23 protein-coding genes are annotated in these 20,526 nt (G+C 37.9%); 20 read left to right on the forward strand and 3 right to left on the reverse strand.

The window, feature by feature from the left end; translation table 11 throughout:
- The first annotated feature begins 75 nt into the window (after positions 1-75).
- Genes LS68_RS01000 through LS68_RS01015 form a run of 4 tightly spaced genes read left to right on the forward strand, consistent with a single transcriptional unit; the run spans position 76 to position 3,422 of the window.
- On the forward strand, positions 76-918 hold the full coding sequence (locus tag LS68_RS01000) for a type II restriction endonuclease (protein ID WP_034370047.1): 843 nt from the start codon (positions 76-78) through the stop codon (positions 916-918).
- Positions 902-1,759, forward strand: coding sequence for a site-specific DNA-methyltransferase (locus tag LS68_RS01005; protein WP_034370049.1), 858 nt, complete (start codon positions 902-904; stop codon positions 1,757-1,759). Before LS68_RS01000 ends, LS68_RS01005 begins: the two co-directional genes overlap by 17 nt.
- Before the next feature lie 35 nt (positions 1,760-1,794).
- The gene (locus LS68_RS01010; RefSeq protein ID WP_034370051.1) at positions 1,795-2,208 is read left to right on the forward strand and encodes a hypothetical protein; all 414 of its coding nucleotides are present in this window, start codon (positions 1,795-1,797) and stop codon (positions 2,206-2,208) included.
- A gap of 8 nt (positions 2,209-2,216) precedes the next feature.
- Positions 2,217-3,422 carry a capsular biosynthesis protein gene (locus LS68_RS01015; RefSeq protein ID WP_034370053.1) on the forward strand — a complete coding sequence of 402 codons (1,206 nt, stop codon included), beginning with the start codon at positions 2,217-2,219 and terminating at the stop codon, positions 3,420-3,422.
- A 5-nt stretch (positions 3,423-3,427) separates the two neighbouring features.
- On the opposite strand, the gene LS68_RS01020 is transcribed toward LS68_RS01015, so the two are convergent.
- From LS68_RS01020 to bamD, 3 genes are read right to left on the reverse strand one after another with little or no spacing between them, the layout of a single operon-like run.
- The gene (locus LS68_RS01020) at positions 3,428-3,631 is read right to left on the reverse strand and encodes a hypothetical protein (RefSeq protein ID WP_034370055.1); all 204 of its coding nucleotides are present in this window, start codon (positions 3,629-3,631) and stop codon (positions 3,428-3,430) included.
- Between the two features lie 19 nt (positions 3,632-3,650).
- Complete coding sequence (gene lon / locus LS68_RS01025) at positions 3,651-6,038, reverse strand: endopeptidase La (protein ID WP_034370056.1); 2,388 nt, start codon at positions 6,036-6,038, stop codon at positions 3,651-3,653.
- Between the two features lie 8 nt (positions 6,039-6,046).
- Positions 6,047-6,694 (reverse strand): outer membrane protein assembly factor BamD, encoded by a 648-nt coding sequence (gene bamD / locus LS68_RS01030; RefSeq protein WP_034370058.1) that lies wholly within the window; start codon positions 6,692-6,694, stop codon positions 6,047-6,049.
- 132 nt (positions 6,695-6,826) lie between these two features.
- Here bamD and fliW point away from each other — a divergent pair, with 132 nt between their 5' ends.
- From fliW to LS68_RS01110, 16 genes are all read left to right on the forward strand, one after another.
- Positions 6,827-7,264 (forward strand): flagellar assembly protein FliW, encoded by a 438-nt coding sequence (gene fliW / locus LS68_RS01035; protein ID WP_034370060.1) that lies wholly within the window; start codon positions 6,827-6,829, stop codon positions 7,262-7,264.
- A 10-nt stretch (positions 7,265-7,274) separates the two neighbouring features.
- Entirely contained in the window at positions 7,275-8,090 is an 816-nt protein-coding gene (proC, locus tag LS68_RS01040) for a pyrroline-5-carboxylate reductase (protein WP_034370062.1), read from the forward strand.
- Positions 8,087-9,232 (forward strand): tRNA guanosine(34) transglycosylase Tgt, encoded by a 1,146-nt coding sequence (gene tgt, locus LS68_RS01045; RefSeq protein WP_138090750.1) that lies wholly within the window; start codon positions 8,087-8,089, stop codon positions 9,230-9,232. Before proC ends, tgt begins: the two co-directional genes overlap by 4 nt.
- Complete coding sequence (gene rbfA, locus LS68_RS01050) at positions 9,229-9,588, forward strand: 30S ribosome-binding factor RbfA (RefSeq protein WP_034370571.1); 360 nt, start codon at positions 9,229-9,231, stop codon at positions 9,586-9,588. The genes tgt and rbfA overlap by 4 nt, the downstream gene beginning before the upstream one ends.
- Before the next feature lie 19 nt (positions 9,589-9,607).
- Complete coding sequence (gene rimP / locus LS68_RS01055) at positions 9,608-10,078, forward strand: ribosome maturation factor RimP (protein ID WP_034370574.1); 471 nt, start codon at positions 9,608-9,610, stop codon at positions 10,076-10,078.
- Positions 10,068-11,114, forward strand: a complete 1,047-nt coding sequence (gene ribD / locus LS68_RS01060) for a bifunctional diaminohydroxyphosphoribosylaminopyrimidine deaminase/5-amino-6-(5-phosphoribosylamino)uracil reductase RibD (protein ID WP_034370577.1) — start codon at positions 10,068-10,070, stop codon at positions 11,112-11,114. Before rimP ends, ribD begins: the two co-directional genes overlap by 11 nt.
- Complete coding sequence (locus tag LS68_RS01065) at positions 11,096-11,848, forward strand: methyltransferase (protein ID WP_138090753.1); 753 nt, start codon at positions 11,096-11,098, stop codon at positions 11,846-11,848. The genes ribD and LS68_RS01065 overlap by 19 nt, the downstream gene beginning before the upstream one ends.
- A gap of 78 nt (positions 11,849-11,926) precedes the next feature.
- Entirely contained in the window at positions 11,927-13,354 is a 1,428-nt protein-coding gene (locus LS68_RS01070) for a hypothetical protein (protein WP_034370581.1), read from the forward strand.
- An 86-nt stretch (positions 13,355-13,440) separates the two neighbouring features.
- Positions 13,441-14,439 carry an SLAC1 anion channel family protein gene (locus LS68_RS01075; protein ID WP_081950904.1) on the forward strand — a complete coding sequence of 333 codons (999 nt, stop codon included), beginning with the start codon at positions 13,441-13,443 and terminating at the stop codon, positions 14,437-14,439.
- Positions 14,440-14,587: 148 nt separating this feature from the next.
- Positions 14,588-15,517: a ribose-phosphate pyrophosphokinase gene (locus LS68_RS01080; RefSeq protein ID WP_034370587.1), complete on the forward strand. Its 930-nt coding sequence runs from the start codon at positions 14,588-14,590 to the stop codon at positions 15,515-15,517.
- A gap of 37 nt (positions 15,518-15,554) precedes the next feature.
- A complete protein-coding gene (locus LS68_RS01085) occupies positions 15,555-16,232 on the forward strand; it encodes a sulfite exporter TauE/SafE family protein (RefSeq protein ID WP_034370590.1) in 678 nt (225 codons plus the stop codon).
- Positions 16,217-16,801, forward strand: coding sequence for an HAD family hydrolase (locus LS68_RS01090; RefSeq protein ID WP_241993636.1), 585 nt, complete (start codon positions 16,217-16,219; stop codon positions 16,799-16,801). Before LS68_RS01085 ends, LS68_RS01090 begins: the two co-directional genes overlap by 16 nt.
- A complete protein-coding gene (gene rfaD / locus LS68_RS01095; protein ID WP_034370596.1) occupies positions 16,801-17,796 on the forward strand; it encodes an ADP-glyceromanno-heptose 6-epimerase in 996 nt (331 codons plus the stop codon). Before LS68_RS01090 ends, rfaD begins: the two co-directional genes overlap by 1 nt.
- 9 nt (positions 17,797-17,805) lie before the next feature.
- Entirely contained in the window at positions 17,806-19,230 is a 1,425-nt protein-coding gene (rfaE1, locus tag LS68_RS01100; RefSeq protein ID WP_034370599.1) for a D-glycero-beta-D-manno-heptose-7-phosphate kinase, read from the forward strand.
- Positions 19,230-19,802, forward strand: a complete 573-nt coding sequence (gene gmhA, locus LS68_RS01105) for a D-sedoheptulose 7-phosphate isomerase (protein WP_034370602.1) — start codon at positions 19,230-19,232, stop codon at positions 19,800-19,802. The genes rfaE1 and gmhA overlap by 1 nt, the downstream gene beginning before the upstream one ends.
- Positions 19,777-20,454: a hypothetical protein gene (locus LS68_RS01110; protein ID WP_241993637.1), complete on the forward strand. Its 678-nt coding sequence runs from the start codon at positions 19,777-19,779 to the stop codon at positions 20,452-20,454. Before gmhA ends, LS68_RS01110 begins: the two co-directional genes overlap by 26 nt.
- Positions 20,455-20,526: the final 72 nt, after the last annotated feature.

Below are 20,526 nucleotides of genomic sequence, written 5' to 3' on the forward strand. Positions count from 1 at the left end.
AATGAGCTTAGTCAAAATTGCAAATGATAGATTTTACTCTAAGGTTATAAAAATTAGACAAGGAATGTGGGATAAATGCCAAACACTTTAACTTTTGAGGAATTTTTAAAAACACTGCAAACTACCAATAGACGCTTAAACTTTTTTGTGGATTGGCAAAAATGTTTAAGCAATAGAGATTCTGTTAGTATTTGCCTCAATCATTTGAATTTTTTATTGGGTAAAAATAAAGATGAAATGCAAGATTGTGTGCATAAACTCTTTGCTGAATATCCAAAGGCTTTTGAGGTTTTGCACATTTTGATTGCAGTGAGGGATAAAAAAGAAATGGTTTTGGATTCTAATAATAGTCTTTGTGCTATAGAATCTTATTTTTATAATGCAGACAAAGCTTATAATTTTATTTGTGAAAGTGGCTTGTGCGAAGTTTTTAGCGATAGAAAGATTAAGGATTTGAATGATTTTGTATTTGGTATTGAAGTAGGACTTGATAGCAATGCAAGAAAAAATCGTAGTGGTAACACTATGGAATCTTATCTTGAAAATCTTTTTGCAAGGGCTAATTTGCATTTTAAAAGCCAAGTTAATATCAAAGATTTTAACGATTTGCACCAATCGTTTGGAGCTGATATTAAAAAATTTGATTTTGTCATTTGGGGTAAAAACGCTACCTATTTTATAGAATCTAATTTTTATACAAGTGGTGGAAGTAAGCTTAATGAAACTGCAAGAGCCTATCAAGATTTAGCGTTAAGATTCAAAACCTTTTCTTCTTATAAATTTATTTGGATAACAGATGGGCAAGGTTGGTTAAGTGCTAAAAACAAACTCCAAGAGGCTTATAAATCTGTAGAAATTTATAATTTAAGCAACATTAATGACTTCATTCAAAAGGTAAAAAATGGAATTGCTCAATAAAAACTTGTCTCCTATTTTTATAAGTGAAGATTCTCTCTTTAGGCTTTATCAAGGGGATTGCAATCAAATATTGCCTGATTTTAAGGGACAATTTGATCTTATCTTTGCCGATCCTCCTTATTTTCTCTCTAATGATGGTTTGAGTATTCAGAGTGGCAAAATAGTTAGCGTTAATAAAGGAACTTGGGATAGAGAAGAGAACATTAATGATATTGATGAATTTAATGAAGAGTGGATACGCAATGCAAAAATTGCCCTAAAAGATACAGGGAGCATTTTAATTAGTGGAACTTATCATAATATTTTTTCTTTGGGGCGAGTCTTGCAAAAACTTGATTTCAAGATTCTTAATCTCATCACTTGGCAAAAAACCAATCCTCCACCCAACTTTAGCTGTCGCTATCTCACGCATTCGACTGAACAAATCATTTGGGCAAGAAAAAGCCCAAAACATAAGCATATTTTTAATTATGAAATCCTTAAAAGGCTTAATGGAGATAAGCAAATGCGTGATGTATGGAGTTTTCCAGCGATTGCCCCTTGGGAAAAAGCTAATGGCAAACACCCTACACAAAAGCCTTTGAATCTACTTGTGCGATTGCTTTTAATGGCAAGTAATGAGGATTCTATTATCTGCGATCCTTTTAGTGGAAGCTCCACCACAGGAATAGCGGCTAATCTGCTAAATAGAAGTTTTATAGGTATAGAAAAAGAAAATGAGTTTATCAAAATGTCAGTGGATAGAAAAGTGGAGTTAGATAAAAATAGAAAAGAGATAGAATCTAAGATAAAAGACATATCAATACGATTGTCTGCAAATCTTAAATTATCTACTAAGTAAAACTTCCTAAAAACAACACAAAGGAGATTAACCAAATGAAATTCTTAACCAACCTTTTCAAATCCAAGCGCAAAAAGTTTGAAGAGTTACTCAAACAAACCCAAATTATCAGAATTAGGACACTCGAAGAGGGTTGTAATGATGAGATTGTCATCACTCCCGCTATTAATGATGATTTGATAGATTCTATCCACAGCTTATTGCAAAAAGGTGTAGAGGTTACACAAGATGATATTGACTGTATCGAAGAATCCTTAGAAGATTTGAAGCAAGATATATGCAAAAATCCAGAATATCACGATTGTCCGCAAGAAATTCTTAATGTAGAATCTCGGCAAGAACTGCAAGATTGGGTTGAACAAACTTTCACAACACACCCACGAATCCTTGCATTACAAGAGATTCTAAGACTTTTGCAGCAATATTTCCTTAAGGAAGTAAATAGGTAAGCTACATAATGCTTAATATAGAACAACATATCACCTTACTTTGCGATCATAATATCACCCAAAAGCCGCGCTCAAGTCGCTTACTCCAAATGCTTTGTGGGATTACGACACTGAATCTGCACATCAACATCATTGCCAAAGAATGCACAAGCCTTGAATTTTTGTCTAATCTCTCACCACACCTCAAGCTTTTAAGCTTTCCAGCAGATAAGACAAGCAAACAACGCAATGCCCAAGAAAATGCACTTATTCAAAGCTATTGTCATAAGGGTGAATTTGAGCCTTTGATATATACTCCCGCGCGTCTGCATATCCGCAAATATCTCGATTCTTTGCCCCAGCAGGATTTGCTTATCATCGAGGACATCACGCTTTTGCCTTTTGCGTGTGATTATAAAAAATCATTTCCCCATTGTAAGATTCTGATTGATTTGCGTGAATTTTATCCTTTGGAATATGAAAATGACCCTGTATGGGTGCAGGGATTGGGGCGGTTGTTTGTGTATTTGTGCGAAGTGTATTTGCCACGCGTTGATTATGCAATCAGCGTAAGCGAGGGATTGTGCGAACGATACAAGAGAGATTATGGGATTTTATGCGAGGTGTTGTATTCGCTTCCGCCATTTTTTGAATCTGCGCCAAAGCCTACCTTTGCACAACACATTAAAATTCTCTATCATGGCTTTATCAGCCCTGATCGCAGTAGTCAAGAAATGCTTGAGCTAGGGGAGAGGCTTTCAGAATCTGATAAAAAATATCAACTTTATGTGATGGCTTTAAGCAATCAGAAAGGTTTTTTAGAGGATTTTATGCAAAAAGCACACAAGATTCGCTCTCTTAGTGTTTTGCCTCCGGTAATGATGCAGGAGATTATTCCTTTTAGTAGGGATTTTGATATAGGGCTTATTCCTTTTAAGCCTACGACTTTTAATCTTACGCATTGTATGCCTAATAAGCTTTTTGAATACATACAGGCGCGCTTGGCAATTTGTGCGACACCTCTTCCCGATATAGCGCGGTTTTTAAAGCAAAATGCTTGTGGGATTGTATCAAATGGATTTGAGGTCTCCCATATTATGCAGACTTTAGAATCTCTCACACCAGAGGAGATTAATACATTTAAAGCAAATGCGCACAAAAGTGCGTATCAATGGAGTATGCAGACGAATCAAATGCTTGTTGAGCGTATCGTATCGGGGCTATTGGAGCGTTAAGCACATCAAAAATAAAGGGCGACAATGCGCTCACCTACGAGATAAAGTGAAGTGATAAAACCTATGACATCAAGCGTAATAAGCGGAGCAAAAAGCATATTTTGGTTTTTTGAGTGGAAAAGAAAAAATATACTTAAAGGGAAAAGCACAAAGCCCCAACCCAAAAAAATCCACCCTAAAACACACAGCAAAGCTCCGAGCCAAAACATTTGGATTCTCTAAGAGATTCTAGGCTTTCAATAAAACATGCTCAAGCACTTCGTTGATTGTATTGACACCGATGATTTGAAGTTCATTAAGCACTTCTTGAGGAATGTCCTTAAGGTCTCGCTCTTGATTTTTTTGAGGGATAAGAGCAGTTTTTATCCCTGCTTTATGCGCGGCAATGAGTTTTTCTTTTAATCCACCAATTGGTAATACATTGCCCCGTAATGTTAGCTCGCCCGTCATCGCGACACTTGCATTGATTTTGCGCTCTGTGAGAATCGAGGCAATCACACAAGCCATAGCAATACCAGCACTTGGACCATCTTTAGGTGTCGCTCCTTCGGGGACATGGAGATGAATATCATAAGCTTGATAAATTTGTGTGTTTTTGATTGTTTTGGGATTTTGAAGAAATTTTTGATCAAACAGCACTTTGACGACAGAATGTGCGATATGTGCAGATTCTTTCATTACATCACCCAAACTCCCTGTGAGTGTGAGTGTCCCCTTTCCTCGTATTTTAATGGCTTCGATTTTCAACACATCTCCACCTACACTTGTCCAAGCCAAGCCATTAACTAAGCCTATGACATTTTGCTTATCTGCGGGTGAGATTTCAAAAACGATTTTATCAAGGAATGAAGAGAGATTCTTAGGTGTAATACGAATATTTTTTTGTGCGCCTTGAAGAATGATTTTTGCGCTTTTTCGCATAATTTGTGCGATTTTGTGTCTTAAGGAGCGCACACCTGCTTCACGCGTGTATTTTTCTATGATTTCTTTAAGGGCTTGAGGGGAGATTCTGACTTCTTCGGATTGTAGAGCGTGTTTTTTAAGCTCTTGAGGAATCAAATATTTTTTTGCGATTTCAAATTTTTCTTGAGGGGTGTATGATGATACTTCAATAAACTCCATACGATCACGCAAAGGCATAGGAATAGTGGTAATATCATTTGCAGTCGCGATAAAGATGATTTGTGAGAGGTCTAAATTGAAATTGACATAATAATCTCGGAATGCGTGATTTTGCTCGGGGTCAAGAATCTCAAGTAGCACACTTGTAGGATCGCCTCGAAAACTTTTACCGACTTTGTCAATTTCATCAAGCACGACTACGGGATTCATCTCCTTTGCTTCGATTAGTCCTTGAGTGATGCGTCCGGGCATTGCGCCGATATAAGTGCGTCTGTGTCCGCGTAATTCATTGACATCTTCTAAGCCTCCTAAAGCGACACGCACAAGTTGTCGTTTGATTGCTTTAGCAATAGAATTTGCAAGACTTGTTTTACCCACGCCCGGAGGACCATAAAAACACAAAATCGTGCCTTTTTCGTTTTTAATATCCTTTGTTTTAGAGGGATTAGTTTTTTGACGCTGATTGAGGAGTTCTTTGACAGCAAAATATTCTACGATACGCTCTTTTGGCTTCTGAAGTGAATAATGATCACTATCAAGTTGCCTTGCGACATTATCAATGGATAATTTTTTGTGTGCGTGTTGCCCAAAAGGGATTTCAAGCACCCATTCGACATAATTTTGCAAAATATTTGCATCGGCACTGTCTTGGTGCATACGCGAGAGGCGATTAATTTGTTTTTGCACTTCTTTATAGGCATCTTCGCCCATATGAGGCTTGAGGGCGTTTAGTTTTTGTATATATTGATTGATTTCTTCATCGCGTTGATTATCCGTGCCAAGCTCTTTTTGAATCTGTTTGAGTTGCTCTTTAAGGAAATATTCCTTATTGACTTGTTCCATTTTGTCTTGGACTTTGCTTTTGATTTCTTTTTGGAGTTTTTGTGATTGAATCTCTTCAATCACATATTCGATTGCTAAAAGCACTCTTTCTTGGACATTATTCTTTGCAAAAAGTGTGTAAGCTTGATCTTTTTTTAAGCGCATAGCAGCAGCGACTAAATCGACAATACGATTGGGGTCTTCTGTCTCTTCAATGCTTTGAGGTAACTCTGTGGGGAGATAAGGATTGAGATGCGCAAGCACTTTGACTTTTTCTCGCAACACTTGCAAAATCGCGTTGATTTCTTGTGGGTCATAGTCTTCATAGCGGATTTGATCGACTTTTGCTTGCAAGGGGTCATTACCTTCGATAGAGAGAATCTTGCCTCGATATAAGCTTTTAAAAAGTAGTTTCACACGCCCATCGGGCAAGGAAACTCTGCGCATAATCCAAGCAATAACGCCGACATCATAGAAAGATTCTGAAAGGTGTTTATCGGTATGTGTTTTAGCTGCGCTGATAAAAACGAGATTATTTTGATCTTTTGCTTTATCTGCTGCTTTAATATTAGCTTTATCACTTGTGTAGATAGGTCTAATCATAAAAGGATAAATTAATTCATCTTCGACAATGATGGGAATCGTCATCGGGAATTCGTAAGTATTATTCATTCATACTCCTACCAATTGAGAATTTTAACATACCATGGGATATGCGAGGGTTTCGGATCAAGATCCTTATAAAGTTCTTCATCATTTCTGCTGATATATATTTCTTGCGCTTGGGTTTTATTTTGTTTTTCATAGACCCTTGCAATGGATTGATTAAGCTCCATTTGTCCTAATTTAAATTTTAAATAAACATACTCGACATAAGGGGCATAGCGACTATGAGGGTAGTTTTGTAAAAATTCTTGAGCATCAGTAATACTTTGGGTCATAAATTCTTGATCTTTGCTGTAGTTTTTGAATCCAAAGTAGTTTGCGAGAATCTTTAAATACCGCACATAATCTTGGTCGGCAAGAGAAGAGTAACGCTTGAGATATTCATCAAAATAAAATGTCGCAAGGAGATATTCATCTTTTTCCATATGTGCTTCACCGAGAATAAGCATCGCTTCGGGCAATAGAGGTGAGTTGATATGCTCACTTTGTAAAGATGCAAAATACCCATCTGCACCTTCTAAATTACCGAAATTGATTTCTTTGATGATCGATTCATACCAATAAGTGGCAGGTTTGTTGTATTCGATTTCTTTTGACGCGCACCCTAAAAATAAACAAAACATTCCTATGTATAAAATATAACGGATTATCTTTAAAAACATTAAAAACCTTTAAAGAATGATGAGATGTAAAAATGTATTATACCTAAAATACTATTCACTATTTATCATAAAAGCATAGATTTGTGTTATAATGATATTTTAAGAGTTTGTTAAGGTCAAATGGAGTAATAAATGATTTTTGAAGTTAAGTCTCCCATTTTAGGTTTTGAGAGCGTAACAAAAATGAAACTAGAGAAGTTAGATGACTTATTTATGAAGCTTTGTAATGTCGATGGATCAGTGCCACATTTTACTTTGGTGAATCCTTTTTTGCTTCGAGAATATGAATTTGAAGTCCCAGCAAGTATTAAAATACTTCTTGATTTGGAAACATCAAAGAATCTTTTGATTGCCAATATTATGGTGATTCAACAACCTATCGAAAATTCTACAATTAATTTTCTTGCACCTTTGGTATTTAATTTTGATAATGCTACAATGGGGCAAGTAGTGCTTGATAGCACACAATACCCATTTTATAGTCTCAATGATCCTATTGGCAGATTCTACAACAAGGACGAGGCAGAAAAAGGCGAGCAAGCCTCATCTGTAAGAAAACATCAAGATTAAAGGGTTTTTAATGCCGACAAAACGCACACTTATAGTGGTGGGTTATGGAAATATGGCAAAAGCCATTCTCACACAAAATACTTATATTTTCACGCATTATGAAGTATTTATCAGCGGAAGACATAGTGAAAAGATTGATGCTTTTATCCAAGAATGTGGTTTAGAGCAGAAAGCAAAAGTTTTAGAGATTCATAATAGAGAGATACCTATCGAAAATAGTGATGTCTTGCTTTGTGTGAAACCCAAAGGATTAGAGAGTTTTGTATTTGTAGGGCGGGCAAATTGTGTTTATAGTGTGCTAGCAGGTATCAGTATTACAGAAATGTCTTTAAGAATCCAAGCATCAACTTATATCCGGTTAATGCCAAACATCGCCGCTTATGTGAAAAAATCAGCCACTGCAGTATATATTGAGCCACGAGATTCTAAAAATTCTGTGGATTTAGAATCTATCAAGGCTTTAGTAGATTCTTTTGGCAAGGCTGTGATTGTCGATAATGAATCGCTTATCAATGCGAGTATTGCTACTAGTGGAAGTTCAATTGCTTTTTTGGCGTTGATTGCAGAATCTCTTATTGATGCAGGCATTTATGAGGGGCTTACATATCCCCAAAGCGTGGCTTTAGTCAAGCAAACTTTTGAGGGTTTTGCTGACATATTGCAAGACAAAGATCCAAATGCGTTGAAATATGCTATTTCAAGTCCGGGTGGGACAACGATTGCGGGTTTAGCCATTTTGGAGCAAGAAGGAGTAAAAGGGGCTATGATGAAAGCGGCTCACCAAGCAGTGCAACGCGCCTTAGAGCTCGGAAAAAGCCCTAAATGAAAATATTAGATGTGCATATTGATGCACAAGATGGCAAGGCAAGAGCCTTGAGTTTTGCACTCAAGCAAAATACAATTGAGACACCTATTTTTATGCCTGTAGGCACACAAGGCTGTATTAAATCGCTTGATAGTAATGATGTTTGGGAGCATCTAGGAGCAAAAATCATTCTTGCAAATACCTATCATATGTATTTGCGTATGGGGATTGAACGAATGAAAATGCTCGGAGGATTGCATCAATTTGCGCATTACAAGGGTAGCTATTTGACTGATAGCGGCGGTTTTCAAGCCTTTAGCCTCCAGCAAAATACGACTTTATCGCCCGATGGCGTGGCTTTTAAGTCTCATATTGATGGGTCAAAGCATTTTTTCACGCCCGAGTTGGTTTTGGATATACAATACGCACTTAATAGCGATATTATGATGGTTTTAGATGATTTGGTGGGATTGCCAGCAGATGAGGGGAGAATTGCAGATTCTATTCACCGCACGACAGAGTGGGCAAAAAGATCTCTCCTCTATCATCAGCAGCAAAAGATGCAAGGAAAGGCTTTGGACAATCATCTTTTTGCGATTATACAAGGTGGGACAAATCCGCATTTTAGAGAAATATCCGCTCAAGAGTTGGTGGCACTTGAAGGATTTGATGGTTATGCAATTGGAGGGCTTGCAGTGGGAGAATCTGATCAAGAAATGTATGAGACGATTGCACACACAACCGCGTTTATGCCTACCCACAAACCCCGCTACCTTATGGGTGTAGGCACACCAGAGAATATTATAGAATCTATCGCATTAGGCGTGGATATGTTTGATTGTGTGATGCCCTCACGCAATGCGCGCAATGCGACTTTATTCACTTCTTTTGGTAAGCTCAATATCAAAGGTGCAAGGTTTATGAATGATGATGCGCCTATTGATGAAGAATGTGATTGTTATACTTGCAGACATTACTCCCGTGCGTATTTGTGCCATTTGTTTCGTAGCCATGAGATTACCTATCATCGTCTTGCGACTATTCATAATCTACGCTATTATTTGAATCTTGTGCGAGGAGCGCGAGAAGCGATTCTAAAAGGCGAATTTAATCATTATCGCCAGATGTTTTATCATAAGCGTCAAATGGAGGTGCCTTTATGAATAATCAACAAATCAAACGCCAACGATTAGAATCTTTACTCCAAGAAGTCCTAAATGAGGCATTTGCCCAGCTTAGCGACCCTTGTTTGAATGCTTTGAATGTTACGAGCGTAGAATGCTCAAGGGGCAAGCAAAGTGCAGAAGTTTTTATCGAAGGCACAGACATTGCGCAAAATGAGCGTCCTGCATTGTTGCACAAGCTTTCAAAAGCACAAGGTGTTCTAAGAGAATATGTGCTTAGTGCGACAGAGTGGTTTCGATGCCCGAATCTTCATTTTAAGTTTGATGATTCTTTGCATCAAGCCAACACATTAGATTCTATCTTTGATAAACTTGCTCAAGAGAAAAAACACTAAAAATACGCAAAGGATTATTATGCTTAGTGAAAATACGAGACAAAAAATTGAGGCACTCGCCAAGACCTTAGGGCTTTATATTTATGATATGGATTTTATCAAAGAAGATTCTCGTGATATTTTTCGCGTGAGTATTACCAAAAAAGCTCCTTTTATATATCAAAGCCCAAGCTCATCGACATCAGTTGGTGTGCAAGATTGTCAGAATCTTAGTGAGCTTATTTCTCCGTTACTTGATGTTGAAGAAGTGAATCTTGATCGTTATAATCTCGAAGTCAGCTCGCCGGGTTTGGAGCGGAGCTTAAAAAAACCTCAACATTATCAGTTTTCCTTAGGCGAAAATGTGCGTATAAAACGCGTGGATAAAAGCATTGTAGAGGGAATCTTAGAATCTGTTGATGATCAGAAAATCAGTATTAAGACAGAAGATGAGACGCAAGAAATCCCTTTAAGCGACATCAAAACAGCAAAGGTTTGCTTTGAGTTCTAACTTTTCGTGCGATAGCTTATTGCTCAAAGAATGTGTGAATCTCGCTTGGCAGGCACAGACATTAGCTTTGCCTAATCCGAGTGTGGGAGCATTAGTCGTTGATGCAAAAGGTAATATCATCGGGAGAGGCACGCATCAGCTTGCTGGTGATGCTCATGCGGAAGTGTTGGCAATCAAACAAGCTTATCATCATTTGAGTGGTGATGATGAGATTCTATCCATTCATTCAAGCGAAGCCCTGCATGCGTATCTCTCTAAGCATCATCAGAATCTTTTTACTTCATGCGTGCTTTATGTGAGCCTTGAGCCGTGTAATCATTTTGGCAAAACACCCCCTTGTGCGGCACTGCTTGCCAAGCTTAGATTCCAAAAAGTCTGTATAGGCATCAAGGATTATCACCCTGATGCTAATGGGGGATTACAAACTTTACTCCAAGCAGGTATCCAAGCTGAAATCTTAGAATCTCAAGAAGCGCGTAATGTGCTTTATCCCTTTTTGTGCCTCCAAGAAAAAGGGCATTTTAATCTCTTTAAGCTCGCACAAAGGCTTGATGGTAATTACTTGCACGGACAGATTTCAAGCAATCTTTCACAGCAATTTACACACGCTCAACGCAGTGTGTGCGATGCGATTTTTATCTCTGGACAAACGCTAAGGGAAGATAATCCGCGGCTAGATTCACGCTTTGCACCGCCACCCTATGATGCGAAAACTTACCCAAAAGTAGGAATTTTCACAAAAACTTCTTTTGCTCTGCCTCCGCAAAGTCATCTTTTTACACACAGACAAGATTTGCATCGTTGTGTCGAAATCCCCGCATCTTTGTCATCACTCCAAAAAGGATTTCATATCATCGAGGGCGGTTGGAATCTTTTGCCTTTGGTCTTGTCTGATGTGGATATGATTTTATTGCATCTCGCACCTAAGCTTGATTCACTAGCTTATACCCTATCTCACACACTTCAAACGCGATTTAAGATTCTACACACGATGATGTTAGGAGAGGATTTGGCTCTATGGCTTGCAAAGCTTTAAGAATCTATCAACTCTCCGATGGGTATTGCTACAACACCGATAGCCTGATTCTCGCGCATTTTGCAAAGCCATTCCTTAAAAAGTCAATGCGTATTTTAGATGTGGGCGCGGGAAGTGGGATTTTGGGAATCTTGTGCGCACGCGAGATTGTGGAGAATCTACAAGGCAGTGTCGATTTGCATTTGGTTGAAAAAGATCCTCTAATGTGTTTTCTCGCCAATAAAAATGCTTTCAGATTTCAAGGACAAGTTTATTGCGAGGATTTTCTTGCTTTTCGTGATGTTTCTAAGTTTGATCTCATTATTTCTAACCCCCCTTTCTATACGCGCGGTGTGCGGCAAAAAGACAATCCACGTAAAAATATGGCGAAAAATCGCTCATTTTTACCGCTTGATGCGATGCTTTCCCACATTAAACGTCTCATACAGCCTAATGGCGTGCTGTGTATGTGTTATGATGCGCGTAATAGTGGAGAGCTTTTTTATGAATGTCAGCAAAAAGGATTGCGTATAGAAAGTGTGCGTTTCGTGTATCCTTTGCCCGATAGAGATGCTACGCTTGTCTTGCTTAAAGCACGGATTCAGACGCGCTCACAAATGCAGGTTTTACCTCCGCTTTTTACGCATCAAAGTCCTAAGCAAATGGACAATACAGAAGAATTAAAGGCGATTTATGAATGGGCAAAAACAGCAAGTATTAAGGTAGATTCTCAATGGTTGCACACACAAAACTAGTATTATTTGTGTCGGTAAGTGGTATAATGTGTGCTTATATATAAATAAAATGATAATTTTGGTTTTTAGGAAAATACAATGTTATATGGGAAGATTATTAATGTTAATGCTCAAACGCAGACTGCTCAAGTCGAACAAGATTTGAATAAACGCGTTTTTGAGTTTTCTTTTGATATATGGGGAGATGAGGTCAGTGATCTTAAAAAGGGTGAGGAGGTCGAGTTTCTCGTTGAAAGCAAGGTGGTTGTTAAGGCACATCTTAAGCCAAAGCCTGTCGATCCCGATCAGATTCCTGTAACCAAACCTTCGCGCGTGTGTATCGAGGAGTTTTTTGCTCGAGAAAATGAAATTTTAAGTAAGTATAAAGACTATGTATCGGGGCATTTGACACTTGACTTTTTGCGAATGCGGCGATTCTTGCTGACGGCTTATAATGATTTGTGTGCAATGGATTCTAATATTGAAAATGAAGTGCTAAAAAAATTAAAATATGAAATTGCTTATCTTTCCAAAGAGTTTGAGGCTTATCATAAAAAGACGCAATACACCGTTATGTATGCGTTTGAGACGATTTTTTTGGTGCGTCAAGTTGAATTTAATAAAACGGCTCGTCATATTGAGGAGATTCAAAGCTCTCTCGCTAATGCTCAAGCACAAACAAATGTTTTGAGTGCTAGCCTTCAAGATGCCGAAAAGCAATTTGCTAGACGCGAAGATAAAGGGAGCAGGGAATATCTTGAAGCAGAAAAAGAGCTTAAGGGTATGCGCAAGCGTTATGTGGATTTGCTGAATTTTATTGGTAATCAAAAAGATGCCTTAGTCAATGAAAATGCGCGTTTAAAACGTTTCAAAGAAGAGCATTTTGAAGCGTTTAGCTCTGTATATACACCAATGACTGATGAGATTAAAAAGCGATTCATTACGCTTTTAGACACAAAGGCTTATGATTTTGATTCGACTTTATGGAGTCGCGCTAAATACAGCCAAAATGTCAAAAACTTCTTTCGTAATTCCAGAATCGAAGGGAGCTTTAGCTCTAAGACTTTCTTGCGCTACTTTTTGCGTGGTTTAGATAAGAGTAAGCTTTCAAATCGCTCCAAAGAACTCTTTGATTTATTAAAATATTTAGAAAATATTAATCGTAAGAATCTCCTTATCGTGCGTGCTACAGCGGTTAATGTCTCGAAATATAAACAAGTGATTGAAAAGATAGATTCTAGTTTGTCAATCACGACAGACAGCGATCCTTTGAATGCTTTAAAATCTTTGAGGGCTAATCCACAAGATATTATTGTGATTGATGAAAAGATTGGCAATGTGAGTGCGTTTGGATTCATTAAGACCTACAAAGAAATGCCTGAAGCTAAGCCCAATGTCGTCTTTTTAGTAGTCGTCCCCCAGCTTCCCCCAGCTGAAATTGTGTCTAAGGGGAAACAAATGAATGTAGAATTTATACCCGAGCAAAATATGGATATGCTTTATGATGCTGTCCGTATGGCATTGTAGGCGTTATTACAGAGAATCTTTTACAATCTTTTAGCCTATGTGTATAATCAAGCCTTTAGCATAGACTTAGAAGCGGTTTGGTATTTATGATGAATAATGCAAATGACAACAATACAAATGAGACGAAACCACCTAAACAATCCCAATTAAAACATTTTCCGGTGATGATGTTTGCCATTACAATGGGTTTTGGGGGATTAACGCTTGATTATAAAAAAGCAATTGAGATTTTGTCATTTTCCCCTTTGGTTTATAAGATGCTTTCTGTTTTTGTGGTGATGCTTTTTTGCGTGATTGCAGTATCGTATGTGTGCAAGATATGCGCATATCCTAAAGCTGTTTTAGATGAATTCAACCACCCCATTCGGGTTAATTTCTTTGCAACAATCTCAATGAGCACTTTGCTTCTTTCAAATATTTTTCACGAATACACACAAGTCGCTTTGGTGCTTTTCATACTCGGTGCAGGATTCCAAATATTTATCGCATTTTATGCAATTAGCTATTGGCTCAAACGCGACATTGAGTTTGCGCATTCTACTCCTGCGTGGTTTATCCCTGTGGTAGGGAATCTCCTCGTAGTAACTGCTGGAGCAGGATTTGCTGATCATTACACATTAATGTTTTTCTTTTCTTTAGGTATCTTTTTTTGGATCATTTTAAGCGCAATTCTTGTCAATCGAATTATTTTTCATGGTATGCTCGTCCAAAAGTTTTTACCCACACTTGCAATCTTTATCGCTCCGCCTGCTGTGGGAATGCTAGGTTATCTTAAGATTAATCATGGGGAGTTTGATTATTTTGCCGAGATTATGCTAAATGTCGCGATTATCTTTGCGATTATCCTTTTTGCACTCGCACGCAATTTTTATAAACTCAAATTTTTTATCTCGTGGTGGGCTTTTACTTTTCCTTTTGCGGCTCTTACTTTAGCACTTTTGACAGCCTATGAAGTCTCAAGCTATCCTCCTTATTATATTATGGGTTTTTTGTCAATCCTGCTCACAACCTGCATTATTTTGTTTGTTGCTTTTAAGACAATCCAAGCAATTTTGCGTGGCGAACTTTTTGTCGAAGAGAAATGATCACGCACGATTATTTGTATAGACTAGATTCTGTGATTTTGTGATGAGTAATGCGCTGATTAATTTTATAGAATCGTATGACTAAGCCAAATATAAAGTGATATACTTTACAATACAAGCCATTCAATCCTACAAAAAGGCTTCTTTAATGCGCGGTTTCAAACTCTTCAGTGGTTCAGCTCATATTGAGTTTAGCACGGAGCTTGCTAAATATCTTGATGTGATTCTTTCTAAGGCGACTATTAATCGTTTTAGCGATGGTGAGATCAATGTCCAAATCGGTGAATCTGTGCGTGGGAAAGATATTTTTATTATTCAGCCCACTTGTGCACCGACAAATGATAATCTTATGGAATTATTAATTATGACCGATGCCTTAAAGAGGAGCGGGAGTAATAGTATCAATGCAGTGATTCCGTATTTTGGCTATGCAAGACAAGATCGTAAAGCAGCACCTCGTGTGCCTATCAGTGCAAAACTTGTAGCAAATCTCATTGAACAAAGCGGTGTCGATCGTATCATTACAATGGATTTGCATGCGGGGCAGATTCAGGGATTTTTTGATATTCCTGTTGATAATCTTTATGGTTCAATTGTGTTTAGGGATTATTTACGCGCCAAACATTTTCAGAATCCAATCATTGCTTCTCCCGATATTGGTGGGGTTTCTCGTGCGAGATATTTTGCAGACAAAATGGGTATGGATTTAGTCATTGTGGATAAAAAACGAGAGAGGGCGAACGAAAGTGAAGTGATGAATATCATCGGTGATGTGAGCGGAAAAGATGTGATTTTAGTCGATGATATGATTGATACAGCAGGGACAATGTGTAAAGCAGCGGATATGCTCAAAAAGAAAGGTGCAAATAGCGTTATGGCTTTAGGCACACACCCGGTGCTTAGCGGCGTGGCTTTAGAGAGAATTGCCAAAAGTGCGCTTGATGAAGTGATCGTAACTAATTCAATCCCGCTTAAACAAACGCACCCAAAGATTCGGGTTTTGAGTGTCGCACCACTTTTTGCAGAAGTGATTCGCCGCATTTATCATAATGAAAGTGTGAATTCGCTTTTTATTTAGATTTTGTGTTTTTTGAGTCATTTGCAAGGATTTTTCAATGCAGCATATTGAGCTAATGGGTGTTTTTAGTATTGCCTTTTTTGCTTCTTTGGGACATTGTGTCGGAATGTGTGGCGGAATCGTCCTTGCCTATTCTTCTTTACATTTTCCCTCACATACGCATTTTTTGCGCAAAATCTTTTATCATTTGATTTATAATTTCGGACGCATCAGCACTTATGTGATTCTAGGTAGTATTGTCGGAGGATTAGGCAAAGTCGTGTTTTTTGATGTTTTGCCGAAGCATTTTGCCTTATTGGGTATGGGTATTTTAATCGTGATATGTGGTTTGGGGATTTTATTTTTTCCTAGAATCTTGCGTGTGGTTGAGGTGAGTTTCTCCCCGCAGTCGTCTTTTTTTGCTTTTTTTGGTAAGCTTTTAAAGAATAAGAATCCCAGCAGTTTGTATGTGTTGGGGCTGTGTAATGGATTATTGCCTTGTGGGATTGTGTATTATTTTTTGCTTACTGCATCTGTTGCGGGAAATGCTTTGAATGGTGCGATTGTGATGTTTGTTTTTGGCGTAGCGACTTTGCCAAGTTTATTACTCTTAGGGCTTTTTACTTCAAGTTTGCAAAGCAAAAGGGCTCTTTTCCTTATATTTAGCGGCGTGGGAATGTTGCTTTTAGGAGGATATGAAATCTATAAGGCAATCCGTATGTGGCATTTATCATAAATGACAGATTTGACAAAGGAGGCAAGATGCGTCAATGTGCGTTTTTTGATCGTGATGGTGTGATCAATCACGATACGGGCTATGTGTATCAAATTAAGGATTTTGTTTTTTGCGATGGAGTTTTTGAGATTCTTAATACCTTGCACCAACAGCAGTATTTGTTGATTGTGCTAACCAACCAATCAGGCATAGCACGAGGCTATTATACAGAATCTGATTTGGCAATTCTCCATAACTTTATGCAAGAAGAGCTCACAAAACACTTAGGATTTGCTTTTGATGCGATTTATCATTGTCCGCATCTTCCCACAGAGGATTGCCAGTGTCGTAAGCCTAAAATCGGAATGATCACACAAGCTTTGCAAAAGTTTGATATTGATTTGCAGCATTCGTTTTTTGTCGGCGATAGGGTCAGCGATATGGAATGCGCACAAAATGCGGGAATTTATGGAAAATTTTTCTTAGGTAAGGAACAAGAAGAGATAAAAAACATTCAAAATGTCCAAAAGATTACTTCTTTACATCAATTGAATAGTATAATAAAAGAAAATGTTACAAGGAGCAATTGATGAAATACATCTATGATGATCTTGCTGGCAAAAAGATTCTCATTACAGGAGGAGCGGGATTTATCGGGAGTAATCTTGCCTTTTATTTTCAAAAACATCACCCTTTGGCAAAAGTTTATGTCTTTGATAAGTTTCGCAGTGATGAGCGTTTCCCCAATGGTCATTTTAAATCTTTGGGGCATTTTCAGAATCTGATTGGTTTCAAAGGTGAGATTATCATAGGTGATATTAACAATCCTCAAGATTTAGCCTTGCTTGAGAATCGAGAGTTTGATTATATCTTTCATCAAGCGGCGATTTCTGATACGACCGTGCTTGACCAAGAGCTTATAATGAAAACCAACCATATAGCCTTTTTGAAACTTTTAAAAATTGCTCAAAAACATAATGCTTTAATGGTATATGCCTCATCAGCAGGGACTTATGGGAATTCACCCGCGCCAAATGTCGTAGGAGCTGGAGAAGTGCCTGAAAATGCGTATGGATTCTCAAAGCTTTGTATGGACGAAAGTGTGAGGAAGATTCTCGCAGAAGATCCTCAAAGACGCATTATTGGATTAAGATATTTTAATGTCTATGGGCATAATGAATTTCACAAAGGGCAAACTGCCTCAATGATTTTGCAGCTTGGTTTGCAGGCGATCAAAAATAAAAAAGTGCGATTGTTTAAGCATGGTGAGCAAAAAAGGGATTTTGTGTATATCAAAGATGTGATTCAAGCTAATGTCAAAGCAATCGAAGCTCCTGTGAGCGGTATTTATAATATTGGTAGTGGGAATGCGCGTAGTTTTAATGACATTGTTAGCTGTTTGAAAGCACATTTGGGTGAATTTGAAGTAGAATATTTTGATAATCCTTATTCATTTTTCCAAAATCACACTGAAGCGGATATTTCATTAAACGAAGAATATCTTTCTTATATCCCGAGATTCACCTTAGAAGACGGGATCAAACAATATATTGATGAAATCAAAGCCATTGCTGAAAAATACTAAGGTCAGTTGATGTTTAATCTTGAATCAAAAACCCCCAAAATCCTTGTGATTGGTGATTTGATGATTGATCACTATGTATGGGGACAATGTGAGCGTATTTCTCCAGAAGCTCCTGTGCAGGTCGTAGATGTGAAAAGTGAAAGTAATCGTTTAGGCGGTGCTTGTAATGTCGTGAGTAATCTTGCAGCACTCAATGCACAAGTGTTTGTTTGTGGAGTGATTGGGAGTGATGATGCAGGATTATGGCTTGGTGATAAGCTTGAATCCATGGGTGTGGATATTTCTTATCTTTTTGTAGATACTGCACGTCCAACGACTAAAAAAACGCGTATTATTATTTCTAATCAACAAGTTTTGCGTGTCGATCGCGAGAGCAAGATGCCCGTTGATTCTGAAATCATTGATGATATTAAGCAACGACTTCAAGCGGCGATCAATGAAGTGGATTGTGTGATTATTTCAGATTATGGAAAAGGGCTTTTGAGTGTGGATCTCACGCAATACATCATTAAGCACGCAAAAAGTTGTTCTAAAATTATTTTGTGTGATCCTAAGGGCAAGGATTATTCGAAATACAAAGGTGCGACACTACTTACACCTAATAAAAAAGAGGCGCAAGAAGCCACAGGGATTGATATTGTTGATGAGCATACATTGATTGAAGCGGGTATGGCAATCAAAATGCAATGTGAACTTGAAATTTCCTTAATCACATTGAGTGAAGATGGGATTGGCTTGTTTGAGAATCATACGATGCGACAGATTCCCACGGTCGCAAAGGAAGTCTTTGATGTAACAGGTGCGGGAGATACGGTGATTGCTGCGCTTGGATTTGCGCTTAGCGGAGGGTGTGATATTTTACAAGCTTGTGAATTTGCAAATGTCGCTGCTGCTGTCGTTGTAGGTAAAGTGGGGAGTGCTAGTGCTACACATAGTGAGATTTTGCAATATCATACGCAATATTTTTCTTGTAATGAATCTAAATTTGTTTCTCAAGAAATGCTTCTTCATATTCTTCAGGGATTAAAGCAAAGCAAGGTGGTTTTTACAAATGGTTGCTTTGATATTTTGCATCGCGGACATCTTACTTATCTTGCCAAAGCACGAAGTCTTGGTGATGTTTTGATTGTCGGGATTAATAGTGATGATTCAGTAATGCGTCTAAAGGGTGAGAATCGCCCGATTAATTCTTTAGAAGATCGTGCTTATATGCTATGTGGGTTAGAATGTGTGGATTATGTCGTGAGTTTTTCATCAGATACGCCTTTGGAGCTGATTAAGGCAATCAAGCCAGATGTATTAGTCAAGGGCGGAGATTATCATAATAAGGTCGTAGTAGGAAGTGAATTTGCAAAAGAGGTTGTTTTGATTGATTTTGTAGAGGGAAAATCTACAACTAAAATCATTCATAAAATCCAACAAAGGGGCGAATAATGTATCAATCTTTTATAGAATCTGAAATTAGTGCGCATCTTGCTGTCGCACAAAAAATGTCGAATTTATCTCCGCTTATTGTCCAAAGTGCAGATTTGATTATTGAATCACTTCAAAATGGAGGTAAGATTCTCATTTGTGGTAATGGTGGAAGTGCTGCAGACGCACAGCATTTTGCTGCAGAGCTCACGGGACGCTACAAGAGGGAAAGAAAAGGGCTTGCCGGTATTGCTTTGAGTGTCGATACTTCCGCACTTACAGCCATAGGTAATGATTATGGTTTTGATGAGGTATTTTCGCGTCAAGTCCAATCCCTTGCTAAACCTAATGATGTGTTTTTTGGAATCTCTACAAGTGGTAATTCAAATAATGTGCTTAAAGCTGCTCAAATGGCTAAAGATTTGCAATGTCGAGTGATTGGCTTGAGTGGTCGTGATGGTGGAAAATTGAACACTTTATGCGATGTGAATCTGATTATGCCTGATAATGACACGCCTAGAATCCAAGAAATGCACATTCTTGTGATACATATTTTATGTGATTTGATTGAAGACAAATGCGGGGTTGTCTGAATTGCTACTCCCCAAAACACTTCAAAGTCTTAGCACTACTCAAAGAGACAATATCGCAACAACAATTTCTGATATGCTCATTGATGAAGGTATTGCAGCGGGTTTGGTAGATATAGTTTTTGGACATTATTTTGTTTATGTGCTTTTAAGTGATGGTGTTTTGATACCTGTATTCTTGTATGAAGAGCGTATGAGTTATAAACAATTTCAAAGTTATGGTGCGCCTAAACTACATTTTTGCCATTGTTCTGAAATCAAGCAAGATTTTTGCGCCCAACAAAGGCATCATACACTCACACATCGACACTATCTTGCTAAGATTACCAAACGCAATGCGTTTAGCTTTAGTATTTGGCAGGGTGCTAGTCAAGTCGGACTTTATAACGATTATCCCCTTGAATTATGCGCTGCTTGCAGTGATATTTTGAGTGAGATTCGGGAAGGTCAGAGAATCGATAGCACTTTAAGTGTTTTTGTTTTTAAGAATGAATCATTTCATCTTCTACAAGCTAATCCGTCTTTTTTGCAAAAAGAACTCATTGCTTTTCAAGTCGCTGGTTTGGAGTGCTATAAATGCAAACAAAAAATCACACTTGATTCGCAAATATGGATACAAATAAATGGAAATCATCTTCAAGTTTGCTGTTGTTGATATTAACTTTTTGTTGCTAAGATTTATATTTGCTATGTAATCGTAGCAGTCTCATAGTTTTATTTTTATTGT

This window comes from Helicobacter sp. MIT 05-5293, assembly GCF_000765665.2.
In the GTDB taxonomy this organism is placed as follows: domain Bacteria; phylum Campylobacterota; class Campylobacteria; order Campylobacterales; family Helicobacteraceae; genus Helicobacter_C.